13 protein-coding genes and 1 pseudogene are annotated in these 19,588 nt (G+C 64.6%); 9 read left to right on the forward strand and 5 right to left on the reverse strand.

Features of this window, described 5'->3' with window-relative positions; all coding sequences use genetic code 11:
• The first annotated feature begins 319 nt into the window (after positions 1-319).
• Complete coding sequence (locus tag A3Q7_RS0101890; protein ID WP_040570763.1) at positions 320-856, forward strand: J domain-containing protein; 537 nt, start codon at positions 320-322, stop codon at positions 854-856.
• Positions 857-934: 78 nt separating this feature from the next.
• Here the strand turns inward: A3Q7_RS0101890 and A3Q7_RS0101895 are convergent, their stop codons facing one another.
• Positions 935-2,023 (reverse strand): hypothetical protein, encoded by a 1,089-nt coding sequence (locus A3Q7_RS0101895; RefSeq protein WP_157278066.1) that lies wholly within the window; start codon positions 2,021-2,023, stop codon positions 935-937.
• A gap of 539 nt (positions 2,024-2,562) precedes the next feature.
• On the opposite strand from A3Q7_RS0101895, the gene A3Q7_RS0101900 reads away from it, so the two are divergent.
• Together A3Q7_RS0101900 and A3Q7_RS0101905 are read left to right on the forward strand one after the other, a co-directional pair.
• Positions 2,563-5,079 carry a LamG-like jellyroll fold domain-containing protein gene (locus tag A3Q7_RS0101900; protein WP_018410162.1) on the forward strand — a complete coding sequence of 839 codons (2,517 nt, stop codon included), beginning with the start codon at positions 2,563-2,565 and terminating at the stop codon, positions 5,077-5,079.
• A gap of 89 nt (positions 5,080-5,168) precedes the next feature.
• Positions 5,169-5,882, forward strand: coding sequence for a PEP-CTERM sorting domain-containing protein (locus A3Q7_RS0101905; RefSeq protein ID WP_026224378.1), 714 nt, complete (start codon positions 5,169-5,171; stop codon positions 5,880-5,882).
• Positions 5,883-5,953: 71 nt separating this feature from the next.
• Here A3Q7_RS0101905 and A3Q7_RS0101910 read toward each other — a convergent pair whose 3' ends face one another.
• Positions 5,954-6,724: an SDR family NAD(P)-dependent oxidoreductase gene (locus A3Q7_RS0101910; RefSeq protein WP_026224379.1), complete on the reverse strand. Its 771-nt coding sequence runs from the start codon at positions 6,722-6,724 to the stop codon at positions 5,954-5,956.
• 140 nt (positions 6,725-6,864) lie between these two features.
• Here A3Q7_RS0101910 and A3Q7_RS0101915 point away from each other — a divergent pair, with 140 nt between their 5' ends.
• Positions 6,865-7,764, forward strand: coding sequence for a LysR family transcriptional regulator (locus tag A3Q7_RS0101915; RefSeq protein ID WP_018410165.1), 900 nt, complete (start codon positions 6,865-6,867; stop codon positions 7,762-7,764).
• A 124-nt stretch (positions 7,765-7,888) separates the two neighbouring features.
• On the opposite strand, the pseudogene A3Q7_RS21315 reads toward A3Q7_RS0101915, so the two are convergent.
• The 3 genes and pseudogenes from A3Q7_RS21315 to A3Q7_RS0101930 form a co-directional block, all read right to left on the reverse strand.
• Positions 7,889-8,834, reverse strand: a pseudogene (locus tag A3Q7_RS21315) (IS110 family RNA-guided transposase).
• Between the two features lie 992 nt (positions 8,835-9,826).
• Positions 9,827-10,552 (reverse strand): pirin family protein, encoded by a 726-nt coding sequence (locus A3Q7_RS0101925; RefSeq protein ID WP_018410168.1) that lies wholly within the window; start codon positions 10,550-10,552, stop codon positions 9,827-9,829.
• A gap of 63 nt (positions 10,553-10,615) precedes the next feature.
• Positions 10,616-11,056, reverse strand: coding sequence for a DoxX family protein (locus tag A3Q7_RS0101930; protein ID WP_018410169.1), 441 nt, complete (start codon positions 11,054-11,056; stop codon positions 10,616-10,618).
• Positions 11,057-11,213: 157 nt separating this feature from the next.
• On the opposite strand from A3Q7_RS0101930, the gene A3Q7_RS0101935 reads away from it, so the two are divergent.
• From A3Q7_RS0101935 to A3Q7_RS0101955, 5 genes are all read left to right on the forward strand, one after another.
• Positions 11,214-12,107, forward strand: a complete 894-nt coding sequence (locus A3Q7_RS0101935; protein ID WP_026224380.1) for a LysR family transcriptional regulator — start codon at positions 11,214-11,216, stop codon at positions 12,105-12,107.
• Positions 12,108-12,428: 321 nt separating this feature from the next.
• Positions 12,429-14,663 (forward strand): TonB-dependent receptor, encoded by a 2,235-nt coding sequence (locus A3Q7_RS0101940; RefSeq protein WP_018410171.1) that lies wholly within the window; start codon positions 12,429-12,431, stop codon positions 14,661-14,663.
• Positions 14,663-15,253 carry a MotA/TolQ/ExbB proton channel family protein gene (locus tag A3Q7_RS0101945; protein ID WP_018410172.1) on the forward strand — a complete coding sequence of 197 codons (591 nt, stop codon included), beginning with the start codon at positions 14,663-14,665 and terminating at the stop codon, positions 15,251-15,253. The genes A3Q7_RS0101940 and A3Q7_RS0101945 overlap by 1 nt, the downstream gene beginning before the upstream one ends.
• Positions 15,222-15,560 carry a DUF2149 domain-containing protein gene (locus tag A3Q7_RS0101950; protein ID WP_026225022.1) on the forward strand — a complete coding sequence of 113 codons (339 nt, stop codon included), beginning with the start codon at positions 15,222-15,224 and terminating at the stop codon, positions 15,558-15,560. Before A3Q7_RS0101945 ends, A3Q7_RS0101950 begins: the two co-directional genes overlap by 32 nt.
• A complete protein-coding gene (locus tag A3Q7_RS0101955) occupies positions 15,547-19,485 on the forward strand; it encodes a cobaltochelatase subunit CobN (RefSeq protein ID WP_026224381.1) in 3,939 nt (1,312 codons plus the stop codon). The genes A3Q7_RS0101950 and A3Q7_RS0101955 overlap by 14 nt, the downstream gene beginning before the upstream one ends.
• Positions 19,486-19,588: the final 103 nt, after the last annotated feature.

The following is a 19,588-nucleotide window of genomic DNA, read 5'->3' on the forward strand; positions in this document are numbered from 1 at the left end:
ACGCAGCTCGTGGCTGCGCCCGGCTGCGGCTGTGCGGAAGCCGCCCCTCGGACAAGGGTGTGTACAGCCTAGTTGTCGGGCACGCCGATTGCCCAGATGAAAAACGGGTGCCCGTTCTCGATGATTTCAGCAATTTCGCGTCGTGCCAGCGGTGGCCGCTTCCGGTGGTGTGCGAATTGCTTGCCGGCCATGCAGCCCTTCGAAATCATCCACACCGGCCATTTCCCGTCGGCTTTGCATCAATCCCGCCCATGCCGGACCTGGTCCGGCGCGCAGTGCGGGCATGCACACCGCGTGGCAGCGCGCCTGGAGATCGTTCATGCACGACAGCTCGCCGTCGGGCCAACAGCCGTACCCCGAGGATTGGGTCATCTGGAACGGTGGCGCAGCCATCCTTGCCATGGTGGCGCTGGGCCGGGTGGAACATTCACCCTTGGGCCGCGTGGCCTGGCTGGCCAGGCCTTTCCACATGGTCGGGCCTTTCAGCCTCGACGAACTCGAAACGCAGGGCCGCATCGCCTTCGCCGCATGCGTCGTCATGTCGCGTCAGCGCTGGCAGGAGGACCAGGCCGGGCTGAGACAGGAGGCCTACGAAAAGCGCCGCGCCGCTCGGCAGCGCATGGAGGAGGATGCCGCGCGCTTCAATGCCGGCTTCGACAGCCTGCAGCGCTACGACGACAGACAGCACCGCGAAACACTGCAACTGCCCGTCGATGGCGAACTGGACGTCCGCCAGATCAAACGAGCCTTCCGCCGCCTTGCACAGAAAATGCACCCGGACATGGGCGGCAGTCACGAGCAGTTCCTGCGCATTACCGCAGCGAAGAAGGCGCTGCTCGACAGCGTCCCGCAATGAACTTGCCGTGGTCGGTGCGGCGGCCTGGAAACGGCTCGTCTGCGGGAGCCGGCGCCCCGGCAAGATGCGATCTGTCCGTCATGGCTCGGCGCTACGGTTTGGCGTGACGGAAATGTCCAGGGTACGCCCGGCCTGGACCAGGGCGTACTCCGCCTCAGCGTCGCGGTAGGCGAGATTCAGATGGATGTGCGCGACACCCGGCCGTTCCGCGCGGATCAACAGGAACTCACCGCCGATGTCGATCAGCTTGAGCGCTTGGCCGGAAACTTCTCCCAGCACAGCGGATTTGCCCAGTATCAGGTGTTCGCCGACCGCCAGTGAGATCGTGTCGACCGGGCGTCCGTCCAGCATCGCACCGCCCGCATCGTCGATCGTGATGACCGGCACACCCACGATGCCTGGCGCACCTGCGGATTCCGAAATCGTGGCGCCCGTTGGTGCAAAGATCACGCGGCCATTGGATCCATCCGGCTCCGTGAACAGGTAGACCGAGCTCCCGACCGCTTCCCATCTCAGCTTTTCACTGCTCCCGGTCCGGTATCGGACAGGAATTTCCTGAAGCGACCGTCCGTCGACCAGCCGGTAGGCCACGGCACCTGCATCGAAGCTGCCGCTGCCCTGTGTGTAAGCTTCGAAGTAGTAGATCCCCCCGACCTCGTCGCGCGCGATCGCGGCGGTCACGTATTTCTCGTCCGTATGTCTGACATGAAGCAAAGGCTGATATACGCCCTGTTCGATGAAGTACACATCGCGATAGATGACCGCGTCCTTTGTCGCGTAGCGGCCGAACACCATGTACTGGTTGCCTGACCGGCTGACGGGGACGATTTTCGATTCCACCGCGGACACGCCCTCGAATCCATACACCGACGCCGCCGCGTCGCCCAGCAGGTAACCCGGGAAGCCTTTGTCGACCAGCCGGATGAGGCTTGGCCGGAAACTTTCGAGGTCGCCAGGGAGCGCGACAAAGATTGCAAGAGCCCCCACCACTGCGAGGACATTCCGGGCGCCACCCAGGAGTGCTGCGAGGATGCGTTTTGGCGCCTGGTGGGGTGTTGCGGACGCATGTGCCGGCGCACGGCGGGAGCGCTTCCGACGCCGCGCTGCAACGTCGGACCTCGACGAAAGCCACTTCCGGCGAGCGCCGGACCTGTGCAGTTTTCTCAAGTTTCGTCCCCCTGGATGGACATGGATGCATGGGGAGCCGCAATGGAAGGATACCGGGCAAGACCGGCTTTGATGGACGAAGACGAACCGGATGCGCTTCCGGCTCAGGTCGGGCGTCTCGAAGCACCGCAGCGCGGGCTCCGCGGCGATGACGGATCATGTCGAGGGCATCTGTCGAGCGCCTGTGCGCGGACGGGATGCCGGCTGGCGGCGATTGCATGGCTGATATGGCGACGCCGGGGAGGGCTGTTCATGAGCACCGCGCAGCCTTCCATCTGTGTCGTACGCGCAGGCCATACAGTTGCACCCCGATGATCACATGCCAGATCAATGGCGTGTCTCGCGGACCCTGGTGCAGTCCCTTGTGTGTCGGGCGATATGAGCTCGCGCAAGAGATTCGTACGCGTATATATAGGCCGAACGGCCCATCGAATCCCCCGCGCCGGAAAATCTTCAGGTCATCTGTGCTTTCGAGAATCCGACCGCGGTGAGCCTGGCGGCTCATCTACTTTCTTCATAAACGGATTCCTGGAGCGTACATGTCTCTGCTGAAAATCACCGTGGCTTCATTGGTCACGGCCGGCCTGCTTTCGGTCGGTGGGCCCGCGAACGCGGTATCGAGCTTTGGGCTGGCCGTCCTGCCCGATACCCAGTTCTATTCGCGCTATTCAACGCCCGCTACCGGCAACCAGTTCATGAGCCGGTACGGCAGCGAGCCGTACATCGCGCAGACACAGTGGCTCGCGCAACACGCGCGGTCGCTGGGCATTCCTTTTGTGGTCCATCTGGGCGACATCGTCGACCAGGTGAACCAGACGGCGGAGTGGGGCGTAGCCGACACCGCGATGAAGGTGCTGGAGCAGGCCGGCGTGCCGTATTCCATACTGGCCGGCAATCACGACGTGAGCAACGGTTGCGGCTATAACGGCAGTCAGAGCGATTGCACCGACGCGCAGCGCAATCCGGCCAACGAGCCCTATCTGCGCTGGTTCCCGACCACTCGCGCGCAGCAGAACGCCACCTTCGGCGGGCGCGATGCCAGCGGCTTTCACGAGTATCACGTGTTCGAGGCGCAGGGGCAGCGCTTTCTGGTCCTGGCCTTGTCCTGGCGCGTGTCGGATGCAGGCTTCGAGTGGGCGCGCAACGTGATCCGTTCGAATCCCACGCTTCCGGTCATCGTCACGACGCATGACAACCTTGCGATCGAGAGCGATGGCAAGACGGCGAAGCAGACGTCATACAGCGAACTTCTGTGGGACCGGTTGATTCGTGACAACGACCAGATATTCATGGTCATCAACGGTCACAACCATGGGGCAGCCCGCGCCACCCGCGTCAACGATTTCGGCAACAAGGTCGAACAGTTCGTGGTCGATTACCAGATGGCCTATCAGGGCGGCAATGGCTATATGCGCGTCTACGAGTTCGATCTCGGCGCCAATCAGATCAAGGCCCTGTCGTTCTCGCCGTGGGTCCCGCTCAAGCCGAAGAACACGCTGAACCAGTTCGACGTCGCAGTGCTGACCGACGAGAACAACGAGTTCTCCGTCGCGATGAACTTTGCCGATCGGTTCCGTCGCTTCAATCCGACGTTTGCTGCCGGACCGGACAATCGGGACGAGCCTCTCGTCAAGTCGGTGCGTGAAATCGTTCTTGCCGACTACGACGACATAGAGCCGCCGGTCGTAGCCGAGCCGTTCGATGCCGACGACTACGCACGTGCCCCCAACACGCTTGCCCACTGGCGCTTCGTGGGTACGCCGGGCGCTCCGGTCGCCGACGGTGGGCGGGTCGAGGATCTTGCCGGCCGCAATCCGCTGGTGCGTGTGCCGCTCGAGCGTGGCGCCTTGCTCGAGGACGCGAAGTGGTCGGACGATCATCACGCGCTGTCCGCCGCCCGCGGCAGCGTGTGTTTCGATGCCAATTCGAATCAGGGCGTCCGCCAGAGCTTCTTCCAGACCGTGCAGGGCGCTCCCTTGAACGACGACATGCTGCGCAATGGCTATACGGTGGAAGCCATCGTGAAGTTCTCGAAGGACTGGACCGCCGCTAGCAACCAGTGGATGACCGTGATGTCCCGCTTCGGAACGCGCGGCGACCTGCTTGGCTTCCTCGGCGGGTGGAAGGGCTCTTCCACCCTGCAGTTCGCGGTGTCCAACCTGCGGGAATTCCAGTGGGAGCCCACCATCTACACCGGCGGCGCGGCGTGGGTGAGCTGCGGCAGTGAGGGTCAGACCTGCTCCTTCCCCGGTACCACGCAGGTCCGTTACGGCGCCAACGGAAAGTTCAATACCCGTACCGCCACGGGTAGCGTCGTGTGCAGCAACGATGTATTCGGCGACCCGATCTCCGGTGTCGGCAAGTCGTGCGCCTACCTGACGCAGAACACCTTCAATTCGAAGACCAACTGGTCGGGCGAAATCATGATCGACACCTGGCAGCACGTGGCCATCGTGAATGATCCGGTCACTCACGACACCACGATGTATGTCGCTGGCGCTCCGGTTCTGCGCAATATCCAGAGCGCCGATGGCGTTGCCGGCTTTGCCGGTACGCCCTGGCTGATCGGCGGGCACGCCACGGCGGGCGGAAGCGCCAATGGCTTCCTCGGGTGCATCAATGAAGTGCGCATCGCGGAAGGCGCGCTGACGCCCGATCAGTGGCTGACCGCTCGCAAGACGCGTGTCAGCGGCACCGGCGGCCGTCAGGTCATCACCGGCACCGACGGCGACGATCTCATCGTCGGCAATGCGGCGGCGGACACCATTACCGGCAAGGGCGGTGCGGACACCTTCGTGTATCGCTCGCTGCGTGACGGTGTGGACACCATCACCGACTTCGTGTCCGGCGAGGACAAGCTCAACCTGCGCGGCGTGCTTTCTTCAGTCGGCTACACCGGTGGCGATGCACTGGCCGATGGCCGGGTGCGCGTGATCGACAGCGCGGCGGGTGCCGTGGTGCAGGTCGACGCCGGCTCGGGCGCCTTCCGCAATCTTGTCGTGTTGCGTGGTTTGAGTGCGGCCCAGGTCGCGAACGCCGTGAATTTCTCCAACTGAGCAGCCAGGCTGCGCTCTCCGATCTTAAGGACCGAAGGGCGGGCTGCTGCGTGGCCCGCCCGAGGGACCTGATCTCCAAGGAATGAATGATGAAACTTAAAGCTCTGATCTCCGCGCTGGCACTTTCGTTCGCAGCGCCGTTCGCCGCCGCCGCCAGCTTCGGCGACACTTTCGACAGCGGCCTGTCCGGCTGGACCGCATTGGGTGACGTCGCCATCGTCGACGGCGCGGTTGCCCTGACCACTGCCAGTGCGTCTTTCGAGGATGACATCGGGCTGGCGTTGAACCTGTCGGGTAACGAAGCGCTCGCCGCCGGTATCCCCGACGGTCTGGAACACGGTCTGGGGTTGTCGCCAGGCGCCCTCGACGGCGATGTGCTGTCTCAGGCAACCGAAGGTTCGGCCCTGGTGCGCACCTTCTCCGTGTCGGCCGGCGACCGCCTGAGCTTCGACTGGATGTTGTCCACGCTGGATACGGCAAGCAGCGGTTTCGGCCTCGACTTCGCGTTTGTCGTGATCGATGGCGTGCGCATCGATCTGGCCGCTGCGACGTCTGCGTCGCTGCCGGGCTCCGGCCCGTATGCCACCACCACAGGCTGGAAGAGCTTCGAGTACGTGTTCGCGTCCGGCGGCCAGATCAAGTTGGGCATCGGGATCACGGATGTTGCCGATTACGCGATCAGCAGCCGGCTCGACATCGACAACTTCGCGATCACTGCGGTGCCGGAGCCGGAAAGCTACGCGATGTTCGTCGCCGGCCTCGGACTGATAGGCGCTCTCGCCCGCTCGCGTCGGCGCGTCTGACAACCGCTGCCTGAGGCAAGCCGGAAGGACGGAAGTCCTTCCGGTTTTTTTGCCCTGCGGACGGTCCGAGGTCAGAGATGGATGCCGCCCGCCACCTCTATCCGTTGCCCGTTGATCCATCGGCCGCCCTCGGACAGCAGCGCGGCGGTGGCGGCACCGATGTCGTCGGGCACGCCCACGCGACCGAGTGCGGTGAGTTCGGCGAGGGCGTTGTTCACCTGCGGTGTATCGCGCACCAGGCCGCCGGCGAAATCGGTTTCGATGGCACCCGGGGCCAGGGTGTTCACGACGATGCGGCGCGCACCCAGTTCGCGCGCCATGTAGCGGGTGAGCACTTCCACACCGCCTTTCATCGCGGCGTAGGCGGAAAACCCTGCCATGCTGAAGCGGGCGAGTCCGGACGACACATTGACGATGCGGCCGCCGTCGGCGATCAGCGGCAGCAGCGCCTGGGTGAGGAAGAAGGGCGCTTTCAGGTGGATGCGGTAGAGCTCGTCGAACTGCGCCTCGGTTGTTTCGGCAAAGGCGGCATGGATGCCGATGCCGGCGTTGTTCACGAGGAAGTCGAAGCTGTCGCGCTGCCATTGCTGCTGCAGCGCCGATTTCAGTTCCGCTGCGAAGGCCGGGAAGCTGCTGCTGTCCGCCACGTCGAGTTGCAGCACGACGGCACGGGCGCCTTCGGCGATCACCTCAGCGGCAGCGGCTTCCGCCTGGTCGCGATGGCTGCGCCAGGTGATCACCACGTCCATGTCCTGGCGGGCGAGGTGCAGCGCCATGTTGCGGCCCAGGCCGCGGCTGCTGCCGGTGATGAGGGCGATCTTGCGGTCTGCGTTCGTGCTCATGGATATCTCCTGGTAGCGAGGTCGGAAGGTGTGCGACGGGTAGGTCGCCAGCACGGATGCAGTCTATTGATCAGATTTGTGGAGATAAACTCGGCATTAGTTGTTACTCTGTCCATAATATTTGGACAATAAGGCTGCTCATGGACCAGATCGAAGCGATGCGCATCTACACCCGGGTGGCCGAACTGGGCAGCTTCACCGCCACCGCGGAAAACCTGGGGCTGCTCAAGTCGACGGTATCCAATGCCGTGCAGCAGCTCGAGGCCACGCTGGGCGCCCGTCTGTTCCATCGCACCACGCGCAAGGTGCAGCTCACGCAGGACGGGCAGGCCTACTACGAACGCTGCCGCGATCTCATTGCCGACTTCGACGAACTGAACGCCCTGTTCGCGGTGGGCGGGCAGGCCGATCTGCGCGGGCGCCTGCGGGTGGATTTGCCGCTTGCCTTCGCGCGCGATCTGGTGATTCCGCGGTTGCCGGAATTCCTGGAGCGCCATCCGCAACTGGAAATCGAGGTGAGCAGCACCGACCGGCGGGTCGATCTGGTGCGCGAAGGGTTCGACTGCGTGCTGCGTGTCGGCCCCGTCGGCGATCACAGCCTGATCGCCGTGCCGCTTGGGCAGTTCGAGCAGATCAACTGCGCGAGTCGCGCGTATGTCGAACGCCACGGCATGCCGCTCACGCTGGCGGACCTCGCCATGCATCGAATGGTCCATTACGCGCAGACGCTGGGTACGCGTCCTTCCGGCTTCGAGTATGTGTCGCCCGATACCGGCGAGGTGCTGAACGTGCCGATGCAGGGCGTCATCACGGTCAACAATTCCGACGCCTACCGCGAAGCCTGCCGCGCCGGCCTGGGCATCATCCAGGCGCCACGTGTGGGTGCGTATCTCGATGACGGTGCACTGGTCGAAGTATTGCCAGAACATCGTCCGCCGCCACTGCCGATCAGCCTGGTCTATGCCAACCGTCGGCACCTGCCGCTGCGCGTGAAGGCCTTCATCGAATGGATGAAGACCGTGGTGCCCGACAGGCGGTGAGCGCAGGTCCGGACCGTTTGCGGATCGGAAGGCGGCAAGCTTCGTTCCAGGCCCTGTCGCGGGCAAGCCCGCTCCCACCAACCCCTGCTCCGATGCCGGTTTGAGCGAGCCCTTGTGGGAGATTCTATGTTCCGGCGCAAGCGTTTTCGTGTTGTTTCGGGACATAGTCGGCGGCGTTCTTCATCACAGAGAAGGCAACGCGAGCGAGTTTTCTTGCCAGCGCAACCAGCGCCTGGGTGCGGCTGAATCCGCGCTGGAGCATGCGCTGGTAGAACGGCTGCCAGGTCGTGGATCTGCTGGCCGCCATGGCGGCGTTGTAGAGCAGGCGGCGCATCTCCGAGTCCCCCTTCTTGCTCAGCGCACGGCGTCCGGTCTTCTTGCCCGAATCGCGCACGCTGACGTCCATGCCAAGGAAGGCGATGAAGGCGTCCGCACCGCTGAAGGCAGCGCGATGGAACACCGCGCACAGGCCGGCGGCGGTGAGCGCGCCAACGCCTTCGATCTTCAGGATGCGCCGGTACGGTTCAGTCCATCCGCTCTCGTTGATCAGCGAGGCGATGCGCTGTTCGAACCGTTTGATCAAGGCGGTGAGCCGCGCGAGAGCCACACGCACTTCGCGAGCAAAGCCGGGCAGATCTTCCATGCTCTGACGGATGCGACCCAGGCTGCGTACCACGGTTGCGCGACGACGCAGCAGGCTGCGCAGTTCGGTGACCGCGGGGCGCCGGGAGCGAGAACGGGCGCAGATCCGTGCCCTCGTGCGCGAGGTAGCGGGCGATCAGGCGTGCGTCGTGCCGATCCGTCTTGGCGCGCTGGCCCACGGTGTCGCGGTACCTGGACAGCTTGAAGCCGTCGATCAGAAACACCTGATGTCCGGCCTTGATGAGCAACTTGACGAGCGTGCAGTGATAGCTGCCGGTCGATTCGCAGGCGATGCGCTGGGCACCTCTGGGTAGCGTGCGCAACCAGCCGCGGATGGCCGCAGCGGTGTTGTCGACGCGCGTTACCTGCGCGCTGGGGTGCTCGGCGATGTCCAGCCAGTGCTTGGAGACGTCGATGCCAAAGCACACTACCCTCGTTCTGACTTGTCACGATGGGATCCTCCCGACTAAGGTTCAAAAGGCTTGTCGGGATTCACCACAGCACTGGCTTGCAGGGTATGGACGGTACCGCGGTCACGGTCCGATGGATTCCTGATCGGTGCTTGGGGTGAGGGCGGGACATCTCTCCCACTGTCTGTACGTGCTTGCCGTCAGATCCGGACTGGGTCCCTCCGCCCGACAAGCTATTCCTACGCTTGCCACGGCAGAACATACAAGCGGCCTCTGGCCGCGATGCGGTGCATGCGGGCCGCCGGCTTCGTGCGAGGTTGAATCGCGGGCAAGCCCGCTCCCACGAACCCCGGCTCCGTTCGTGGTTTGGGAGAGCTGTTGTGGGAGCGGCCTCAGGCCGCGATGCGGTGCATGCGGGCCGCTGGCTTCGTGCGAGGTTGAATCGCGGGCAAGCCCGCTCCCACCAAACTCCGACTCCGTTCGTGGTTTGGGAGAGCTGTTGTGGGAGCGGCCTCTGGCCGCGATGCGGTGCATGCGGGCCGCCGGCTTCGTTCGAAGCTGTATCGCGGGCAAGCCCGCTCCCACCAAACCCCGGCTCCGATGCCGGTTTGAGCGAGCCCTTGTGGGAGCGGCCTCAGGCCGCGATGCGGTGCATGCGGGCCGCCGGCTTCGTTCGAGGTTGAATCGCGGGCAAGCCCGCTCCCACGAACCCCGGCTCCGTTCGTGGTTTGGGAGAGCTGTTGTGGGAGCGGCCTCTGGCCGCGATGCGGTGCATGCGGGCCGCCGGCTTCGTTCGAGGCTGAATCGCGGGCAAGCCCGCTCCCACGAACCCCGGCTCCGTTCGTGGTTTGGGAGAGCTGTTGTGGGAGCGGCCTCTGGCCGCGATGCGACGCATGCGGGCCGCGGGCTTCGTTCGAGGCTGAATCGCGGGCAAGCCCGCTCCCACCACACCCGGCCCCGATGCCGGTTTGCGCGAGCCCTTGCGGGAGCGGCCCGTGCGCTGTGTCCGCTCAGTACTCGGTGTCCACGGCGCGCAGGTCGAACACCAGCACTTCGGCTGCATGACCTGCACGCAGCGACACCGCTTCCGCATGGCGCAGCTTCAGGCCGTCGCCTGCGGCGAGTGCGACGCCGTTGACGGTGATCGTGCCGCGCGCCACGTGCACATAGGCGTGACGGTCTCCGTGCAAGGGCAGGGTAGCGGCTTCATCGCCATCGAACAGGCCGGCATGGACGCGCGCGTCCTGGCGGATGCGGATGCTGCCTTCGGCGCCATCCGGTGTGACGATGGGGCGCAGACGGCCGCGCTTCTCTTCCGCAGGGAAATGGGTCTGCTGGTAGCCGGGTGGCGTGCCGCGTTCGGCCGGTACGATCCAGATCTGCAGGAACTTCACCGGGGCGGTTTGAGAACCATTGAATTCGCTGTGCGCGATGCCGCGCCCGGCGCTGATCATCTGCACGTCGCCCGGACGTATCTGCGAACCGTTGCCCATGGTGTCCTTGTGTTCCAGCACGCCTTCGAGCACGTAGGAGAAGATTTCCATGTCGCGGTGCGGATGCATGCCGAAGCCGGCGCCCGGGGCCACGGTGTCGTCATTGATCACCAGCAGGTCGGAAAAGCCGCGCTGCTGCGGGTCGTCGTAGTGCGCGAACGAGAAGGTGTGGCGCGAGCTGAGCCAGCCGTGTTCGGCAATGCCGCGTTCGGCGGCGGGACGGGTTTCAAGTGTCGTGTTCATTGCAATCTCCTTGATCGTGCCGGGCGTCGCATTGCGACCGCCCGGGCGGTATCGATTCCGGTCTCAGGCCTGGCGACGTGCGTCGAGCGACAGCGCGCCGCCGCCGAAGGCGACGATCTGCAACAGGCCGCCGGCGATCGCGACGTTCTTGAAGAAGTGGATGAACTGGTTCTGGTCGGCCAGGTTGAAGTGGAAGCCGAACGCGGTAGCCAGGCTGAAGGCGGCGATCGCGCCGGCGACCAGGCGGGTGCGGTAGCCGACCACCAGTGCCGCGGCCAGACCGATCTCGACGAACAGTGCTGCCGCAAAAGCCAGCTCGGGGAAGGGCAGGCCGGCCGAGGCGATGTAGCCGATGGTGCCTTCCGGCTGCGCGATCTTGCTGAAGCCCGACAGCAGGAAGATGGCTGCCAGCAGCACGCGACCGGCGGCTGCGGCAACGCTGCGCGCCGCGACGGTGCGGTCGGTCGAGCCGGTCTGGGGGGGAGGGAGGGCAGTGGTGTTCATGATGCAGTCCTTTTGTCGAATGAAGTGGTGTGGTCTGTTGTTCTTCGCCTGAGGCGCTGGCGATGGATGTACTTTACTGTCGCATCCTTATCTGATAAATCGCCTTGTTCATGAAACACTGTCATGTGGTGGTGGACAATCAAGAGGGGTGGAAGCCGTGAGCCAGCTCGAAGACATGCAGATCTTCGTGACCACGGTCGATGCGCAGAGCTTTACCGCAGCGGCCGACCGGCTGGGGCTGTCGAAACAGCTCGTCAGCCGCCGCATCATGGCGCTGGAAGACAGGCTGGGCGCGCGGCTGCTGATACGCACCACGCGCAGGCTCAGCGTGACCGACACCGGGCGCGGTTTCTACGAGCGCGCGCTGAAAATCCTGCAGGACGTCGACGAGGCGGAACAACTGGTGGCCAACCAGAATGCCGCGCCGCGCGGCACCTTGCGCCTGTCGGCACCCATGTCCTTCGGCACCCTGCATCTGGGGCCGGCCATCGCCCGTTTCATGGCTACCTGGCCGGAGGTGACGATCGAACTGGATCTGAGCGACCGCTTCATCGATGTCGTGGGCGAGGGCTACGACATGGCCGTGCGCATCGGCCAGCTTGGCGATTCGTCATTGATCGCGCGGGCGATCGCGCCCACCCAGCTCCTGGTATGCGCCAGCCCGGACTACCTTGCCCGCCGCGGTCGTCCGCAAGTTCTGGGCGACCTGAAGCGGCACGATTGCCTTCTCTACGGCCACTCGCGTTCGGTGGAATGGCCTTTCCTCGATAACGGGCGGCCCCTGTCGCTGCCGATCACCGGCCGCTTGCGCGCCAACAACGGTGAACTGGCCCGCGAGGCGGCGATCGCCGGTCTGGGCCTTGCCCTGCTGCCGACCTTCATCGTCGGCGACGCGCTGCGCGCCGGCACCCTGGTCAGCGTGCTGGACGAACACGCGCCGCCGCCACTCACCATCTATGCCGTATATCCGCAGCACCGCCAGCAGTCGCGCACCGTGAAGGTATTCACCGAATTCCTGCGCAACACCTTCGGTCGCACCAGCTTTTCCTGACACGCGATCGCCCACTGCCTCGTTGCCGGAACGGTGTCTGATTGCAAACCGGGTGCGCAATACATCGGAAGTAATAATTCCGCGCTAAATTTTCAGTACGCGTAAAGTTTCGCAGCCAGCGATGCTGGCTGACGAACCGGATGCGCGAGAGAGACGCTGTGGCAGCCGCGATGTACGCGGACAGGAGTGGCCGATGTTTCCATCGGCCGGTATTGGATCCGATCGATGAAGGAAAGGCCGGGAAACCGGCACTTTTTTTGACCCGTGGTAAGAAGAATCTCAAATAGTTCATATGATTGTGCCGTGGATTGCGCTGCGGTCATGGATCGATGGCCGGTGTTTTCCGCTCTTGCGCTGAGCCTGATCGCCTTCGACGCGGCAGCGTCCGATACGGCACGACTTCCCGATGTGGTGGTGACGGCGACGCGTACGGCCAAGCCGGTGGACGAAACGCCGGTGGCCAGCTTCGTGGTGACCGCCGAAGACATGGAAAAGCGCAACATCAAGACACTGGATGACGCGATCAACCTGATTCCGGGCGTGTTCGCGCGGCGCGGCAAGGGCTCTATGGACGTCTTGAGCGAAATCAGCCTGCGCGGTGTGCCCGGCGGCAAGCGTTCGCTCATCATGATCGACGGCCTGCCGCTGAATGACGCTTACGAAAATTCGGCCAAGCTCGGCGGTTATGCACCGGAGGATGTCGAGCGCGTGGAAGTGGCGCTCGGTGCCGGATCCAGCCTCTACGGCTCCAGTGCCATGGGCGGCGTGGTCAATTTCACCACCCGCATGCCGACCCGGGAGGAGTACCGCTTCAAGTTCGGCTATGGCAACGGTCTGGGTACCGATCGCGCGCCCGGCAATGTGCTGCGCGGCTATCTGTCGGCCGGCAATGCCTGGGACAACGGCCTGTCCCTGATCGTTTCGTTCAGCGGCACCACGACGGAGGGCTATGCGTCGGATGTCGTGACCAGTACGACTGCGCCGACCAGCGGCATCACCGGTGCCATCGCGACCACGACGACCAGCGGCGCGCGCACCTACATCATCGGCGACCGCGGTGACAATGGCTGGAACGACCAGCAGATTTCGCTGCGTGGCCGCCTCAAGGTGAGCGACGCCACCACGCTGTCGGCCGGCTACACCAAGGCCTCCTACCGTTACGACTACCAGGATTACGCGACCTATCTGCGCAATGCCGCCGGGGCGGAAGTGTGGAGCTACGGGTCGGTGCGCGAAGCGAGTTTTCTGCCGGGCCAGGGGGAGTATGTGCGCGACATCTACCGCCTCGGTCTGGAAACCCGCATCGGCGAGTCAGTGCTGAAGCTGCAGGGCGGGGTGATCGACGTCGGCACCAACTGGTACACCACGATCAGTTCGACGTCCACCACGGCCACCCGCGCGGGCGGGGCGGCGGCGTCCGGCTACGCGCAGACGCCGTCGCGCACCACGCAACTGGAAGCCGCGGTCAATACACCGGTTTTCGAACGGCATCTGCTCACCTGGGGTGCGACCTGGCGCGCGGAAAAGGCGGATACGTCCGAATACGATCTGGCCGACTGGCGCGCGCCCGGCAGTCGCACCCGGCTTGCGGCCGATTCCGGCGGGCGGGCCAATACGACGGGTGCGTTCGCCCAGCTCGACCTCGAAGTCGCGACTGCACTGCATGCCTATGTCGGCATGCGCTACGACCGCTGGAAAGCCCGTGACGGCTATGCCGACAATTACGCGACCAGTGGCGGGTTCAACCAGCGCTATGCCGGCAAGACGGCGGATGCGCTGTCGCCGCGCCTGGGCCTCGTGTGGCAGGCGACGCCGGCGGCCACGCTGCGGGCGAGTGCCGGCCAGGCCTTCCGCGCGCCCAGCATTTACGACCTGTATCGCACCTGGAAATCGTCGACCACGGTCTATGCCGGGACCCCCGCGCTTGAACCGGAAACCATGACCGGTTACGACATCGGCGGCGATTTCAGGCCGTGGCCGGGCGCCGATCTGAAGCTCACCTATTTCCACAACGACTTCAAGGACATGATCTATCGCCGCACCGTAACGGACAGCGCGGAAAAGCTGAGCGTGTGCGGCACGACCACGCTGGCCTGCCAGGCATGGATCAATGCCGGGCGCGCCAGAAGCCGCGGCGTGGAAGCATCGCTGCGCCAGGTCATCAATGACAACTGGGCCGCGTTTGCCTCCTTCACCTTCAACGACACCGAAGTGACCGACAACGCGGCCAGTCCGACGTCCGAGGGCAAGCAGTTCACGCAGGTGCCGCGTCGCATGGCGTCGCTGGGTGCCGACTGGACGCGTGGCGACTGGTCGGCGTCCGGTTCGGTGCGCTATGTCGCCAGGCGCTACAACACCGATGCGAACAGCGACGTGGTCGATGGCGTGCCCAGTGCCTACGACCGCTACGTTCTGGTGGATGCGCGGCTCGGCTACCGCATCAATCGCCAGTTCAAGGCATCGGTGTCGATCGACAACCTGACCGATCGCGAGTACTACGCGTCCTACCGCGCGCCGGGCCGTTCGTTCTTCGTCGAACTGGCGGGAGAGTTCTGATGAATCTGATTCTGGCGCTTGAGCGCTTCCTGTTCGAAATTTCGAGTGCACTCTATCTGCCGGTCATCGGCGTGGTTTCGCTGCTGGTGGTCTATGTGGTGCTGGCGCTGGGCGCCCTCGCGCACGAGGCCTGGGAGCGGCGGCGCAATTCGCGGACCGTGCTTGCCTACCGCGCTGCGCTGGAGCGTGAACTGTCGTCGCGTACCCCGCATCTGGACGCACGGCTGGAGCGCCTGTTGCAGGGGGCCGAACTGGATGTCGCGCGCAGCCTCGATCGCATCCGCTTCGTGATCAAGGTGGGTCCGGCGCTGGGGCTGATGGGCACGCTCATTCCCATGGGCATTTCGCTGGCGGCGCTGGCCGAAGGCAATATTCCGAAGATGGCCGGCAGCATGGTGACCGCCTTCACTGCGACAGTCGCCGGTCTGGGCTGCGGCGTGGTGGCCTATCTGATCGCGCTGGCGCGCGAGAAATGGCTGCAGGCCGACATCCGGGAAATGGAATTCCTGACCGAGGTGGCGGCCCGGGACCGCGCCGCACAACCGAGCGAGGCGAGCCATGCGCTATCTGAAACGACGCCGTCGCTTTGATGCCGGCGACGACGCGCTCGAGGATCCGATCTCGGGCGTGGCGAATCTGTTCGACGCCTCGGTGGTGTTCATCGTGTCGATGATGATCGCGCTGTTCATGGCCTACAACATGATCGACCTGGTGAATCCGGATTCGGAAGTGACCATCACCAAGAAGGGCGCCAATGGCGAGATCGAGGTCATCACCAAGAAGGGCAATGAAATCACCGCGCACAAGGTGACCGACCGCAAGCTGTCGGGACAGGGCGAGAAGCTCGGGACGGCATACCGTCTGGGCGACGGGCGGGTGGTCTATGTGCCTGAATAGACTGCTCCTGCTTTTTCTTGCCTGCTGCGTGAATGTGGCCTGGGGTGCGCGCAGCACGGTCAGCCTGGTGCTGGGCGATCTCGATTCGCGCACCGCGCTGACGGCGATCGACATGCTCAAGCGGGATGCCGCGCTGCGCGACATCGATTACGCGGTGTATCCGAGCACCGATCTGGCGAGCGCGGATCTGGCGAAGCTGCGTGCATCGCGCGTCGTGTTCGTGCTCACCATGGGACGTTCCCTCGCGACGCAGCTCGGACCGGACCTGAGCGCACAGGCGCGGCGCGGGCAGCGTGCCTATGCGGTGGGCTCGACCTGGGACGACGATTTCAGGAATTTCGGGCTGATCAAGGATGACGTGCTGCGCGAATACATGTTCGCGGGTGGCCCGGAAAACGTCGCCAATATGGTGCGGCATGCGCTGGCGCGCGACCTGAAGCTGGGGCGCATGCCCGCGCCACCCCGGCCGATGCCGGCCATGGCCTACCTCGATCCGCGCACCGGCACGGTGACCGAAAGCCACGACGAATTCAGGCGACTGCATCCCGGCATCGAAGGCGCTCCTTGGGTGGGCATCCTGTTCTATCGCAGCAATGCCATGTCGGGTCAGCTTGAAACCGTGCGCGCCATCGTGCGCGCGCTGGAAAAGCGGGGCTTGAATGCCATGCCGGTGTTCGGTTTTCCCGATGGCGAGGCGATCCAGCGCTTCTATATCGACGAATCCGGGCAGGCGCGCATCCGCGCGCTGATCGCGCTCGGCCTGAAGATCGGATCGACCCCGGACAAGACCATACCGGTATTGAGCCGGCTGGACGTGCCGGTGATCAACGCCATCACCCTGCACAACCAGACGCGCGAACAATGGGAATCCTCACCGGTCGGTCTGGACATCATGGAAAGAGGGTGGCAGATCGCCGCCGCCGAATTCGGTGGTGCCGTATCGCCCACCGTGGTCGCCACCAAGGAAAAGGACAGGGACCCGCTCACGGGCCTGGAGTCCGTAGTGGAAATGCCTGTTCCGGAACGCGTGGAGCGGGTCGCCGAGCGCGCCCTGCGCTGGGTCGAATTGCGGACTTCACCGCCACCGGCGAAAAAGGTGGCCGTCCTCTATTACAACTATCCGCCGGGCAAGGAGAATATCGGCGCGTCCTATCTGAACGTGCTGCCGCGTTCCCTGTGGCAGATCCTGGCCCGCTTGCGGCAGGAAGGTTACTGGGCCAAAGGCGCGCCGGACAGCGAGCAACAGTTGTTCGATGCCATCCGCGACCATGGCGCCAACATCGGCAACTGGGCCCCCGGTGCGATCGAGGCGCTTGCGCGCAGCGGCCGGGCGGTGCTGTGGCCGGTATCGGAATACCGGAAACACTTCGATCGTCTGCCACCCGCGCTGCGCAAGGCGATGGAGGAGGCCTGGGGGCGGCCGGAAAATTCCACCGTTTCGATCTGGCGCGACAAGCAGGGCACGCCGTACTTCATCTTTCCGGCGCAGCGCTGGGGCAATGTGCTGTTCGCGCCGCAACCGGCGCGCGGCTGGGAACAGGATGTGAAGAAGCTCTATCACGACGTGACCGTGCCGCCGCACCATCAGTACCTCGCGTTCTACCTCTGGCTGCAGAAGGAGGTGAATGTGAGCGCCATGGTGCACGTCGGCACGCATGCCACGCACGAATGGCACAGCGGCAAGGAGGTGGGCTATACGGCGGGCGACCCGGGCGAACTGTTCGTCGGACCGGTGCCGCAGCTCTATCCCTATATCGTGGATGACATCGGCGAAGGTCTGCAGGCCAAGAGACGCGGCATGGCAACGCTCGTTTCCCACATGACGCCGCCGCTGGACAAGGCGGGGCTGAATCCCGACCTGTCCGAGCTGATGGGCCTCATTTCCGACTATGGCGTCGCCCGGGAGAAGGGGGCACTCGCACCTGCGGCCATCCTTGCCGACATTGCCTCGCGTGCCAGCCGCATGGGCCTGCTCAGGGATCTGGACATTGCCGAGGTCGATGATCACGCGGTCGAAGAGATCGAGCACTACCTGAAGGACATCGGCGAGAAGCGCAGCCCCTTCGGCATGCATACCTTCGGCGTCGCGCCCGCGCCCGAACGCAGGCGATCCACCGCAGACGCCATACTGTCGGTCGAGAGCGGACTGAGTGACGAGCTTCGCGCGGTGCGCATGACCGAACTCGAGCAGGCATTGCTGGACAGCGGCCGCAGCGAACTGGATGCACTGATGGCCGGACTGGCGGGACGCTATGTGAAAGCCGGCCCCGGCAACGATCCGATCCGCAATCCGGACTCGCTGCCCACGGGCCGCAATCTCTATGGCTTCGACCCTTCGCGTCTGCCCACCCCGGCCACCTATGCCACCGGTGCAAAACTCGCCGAGGAACTGGTCGCCTCCTGGAAGAAGCGTCATGGAAGCGGGCCCACCCGACTTGTGTTCAATCTGTGGGGGGTCGAGTCGTCGCGACACGAAGGCATCATGGAAGCGCAGATCATGGCGCTGTGGGGGGTCAAGCCGGTGTGGGACGGGCGTGGACGGGTCACCGCCGTGGCCGCGATTCCACGCGAGGAACTCGGGCGGCCTCGCGTGGACGTGACGGTGATTCCATCCGGCCTTTACCGTGACCTGTTTTCGCCGCTGATCAAGTTCCTTGACGATGCCGCCACTGCGGCGCGCAACAGTCCGGAGGCGGACAATCCGATGCGTCGGCATTTCGAGACCGCGAAGGCCTTGCTGCTGGCCAAGGGACTGGCCGAGGACGAAGCGGAAAAGCTGGCCGGCGTGCGGCTTTTTTCGGTGCCATCCGGTGCCTATGGCACGAACCTCGACAAGGTGGTGCCGCTGTCCAATACCTGGGACAGCGAACAGCAGGTGGCGGACGTGTATTTCATGCGCATGAGCCATCCTTTCGGCCAGGGCATGTGGGGCGGACGTACGATCAAGGATGGCAAGGTCGTTGCCGAGCTGCCGCGAACGCTGGGCGTGGATCTGCTCAAGATGGCCCTGACCGGCGTGCAGGGTGCGGTGCACAGCCGCTCGTCCAATATCTACGCGACGCTGGATAACGACGACTTCTACCAGTACCTCGGCGGCACCGCGATGGCGGTGCGCCAGGTCAACGGCAGCACACCGGAGGTGCTGGTGACCAATATGGCCAATCCGCGCGACATCCGCACTGAAACACTGGAAAAGTACATGGGACGCGAAATGCGTGCCCGCTATCTCAATCCGGCATGGATCGATGCCATGTTCAAGGAAGGTTATGCCGGGGCGCGCTTCGTGAACCGTGTGGTCGAACATCTCTGGGGCTGGACGGTCACGACGCCGGACAGGATCGACGACGCGAAATGGCAGGAAATGTACGAAACCTATGTCGCGGACAAGCATGGCCTCGGCATACGTGACAAGTTTCGTCAGTCTGACAACATGCTCGCCTTCCAGGGCATGGTGGATCGCATGCTGACCGCGGTGAACAAGGGTTACTGGAAAGCTTCACCGGAAACGGTGGATGCGCTCAGGAAAGCGAACATGGAAGCGATTGCGGAAGCCGGCGTGGCCTGCTATCGAGACACCTGCTCCAGTCCGGAAATCGTTGAACTGGCGCGCCAGCAGGACCGGGCGCTCGCGCAGCGCGGCGCTCCGGCGGCGGCAACGGCGGCCGCTACGGCGCAGCGGGCGAGCCCCGCCGGGCCGGTTGCGCGCGATGGCCAGCCCTCGTCGGCCGCGGACGCGAATGCCGCCGCGCGACCCGTTGAAGCTGCTCGGCCACAAGCCCTCGAAGGGTTCCAGATGGAAGAGGTGAAGCGGGAAAAGGCACCGGTGCTGCAGCCGAAGCAGACGCTCTGGCTCGCGATTTCACTGCTGTGCGTCGCCGCGCTTGGCGGCTATCTCCGCAGCAGGGGTCGCGCCGCCGCGGCCTGAGCACGCTGCGGACCGACGCCAGGTCCCCTTGCCCGGAGGGCGCTGGCGTCCGCGCCATATGACCGGGAATGAGCCGCGCGGCGGACACGGTGTCGGTTTGCTT

The organism is Methyloversatilis thermotolerans (assembly GCF_000372885.1).
Taxonomy (GTDB): domain Bacteria; phylum Pseudomonadota; class Gammaproteobacteria; order Burkholderiales; family Rhodocyclaceae; genus Methyloversatilis; species Methyloversatilis thermotolerans.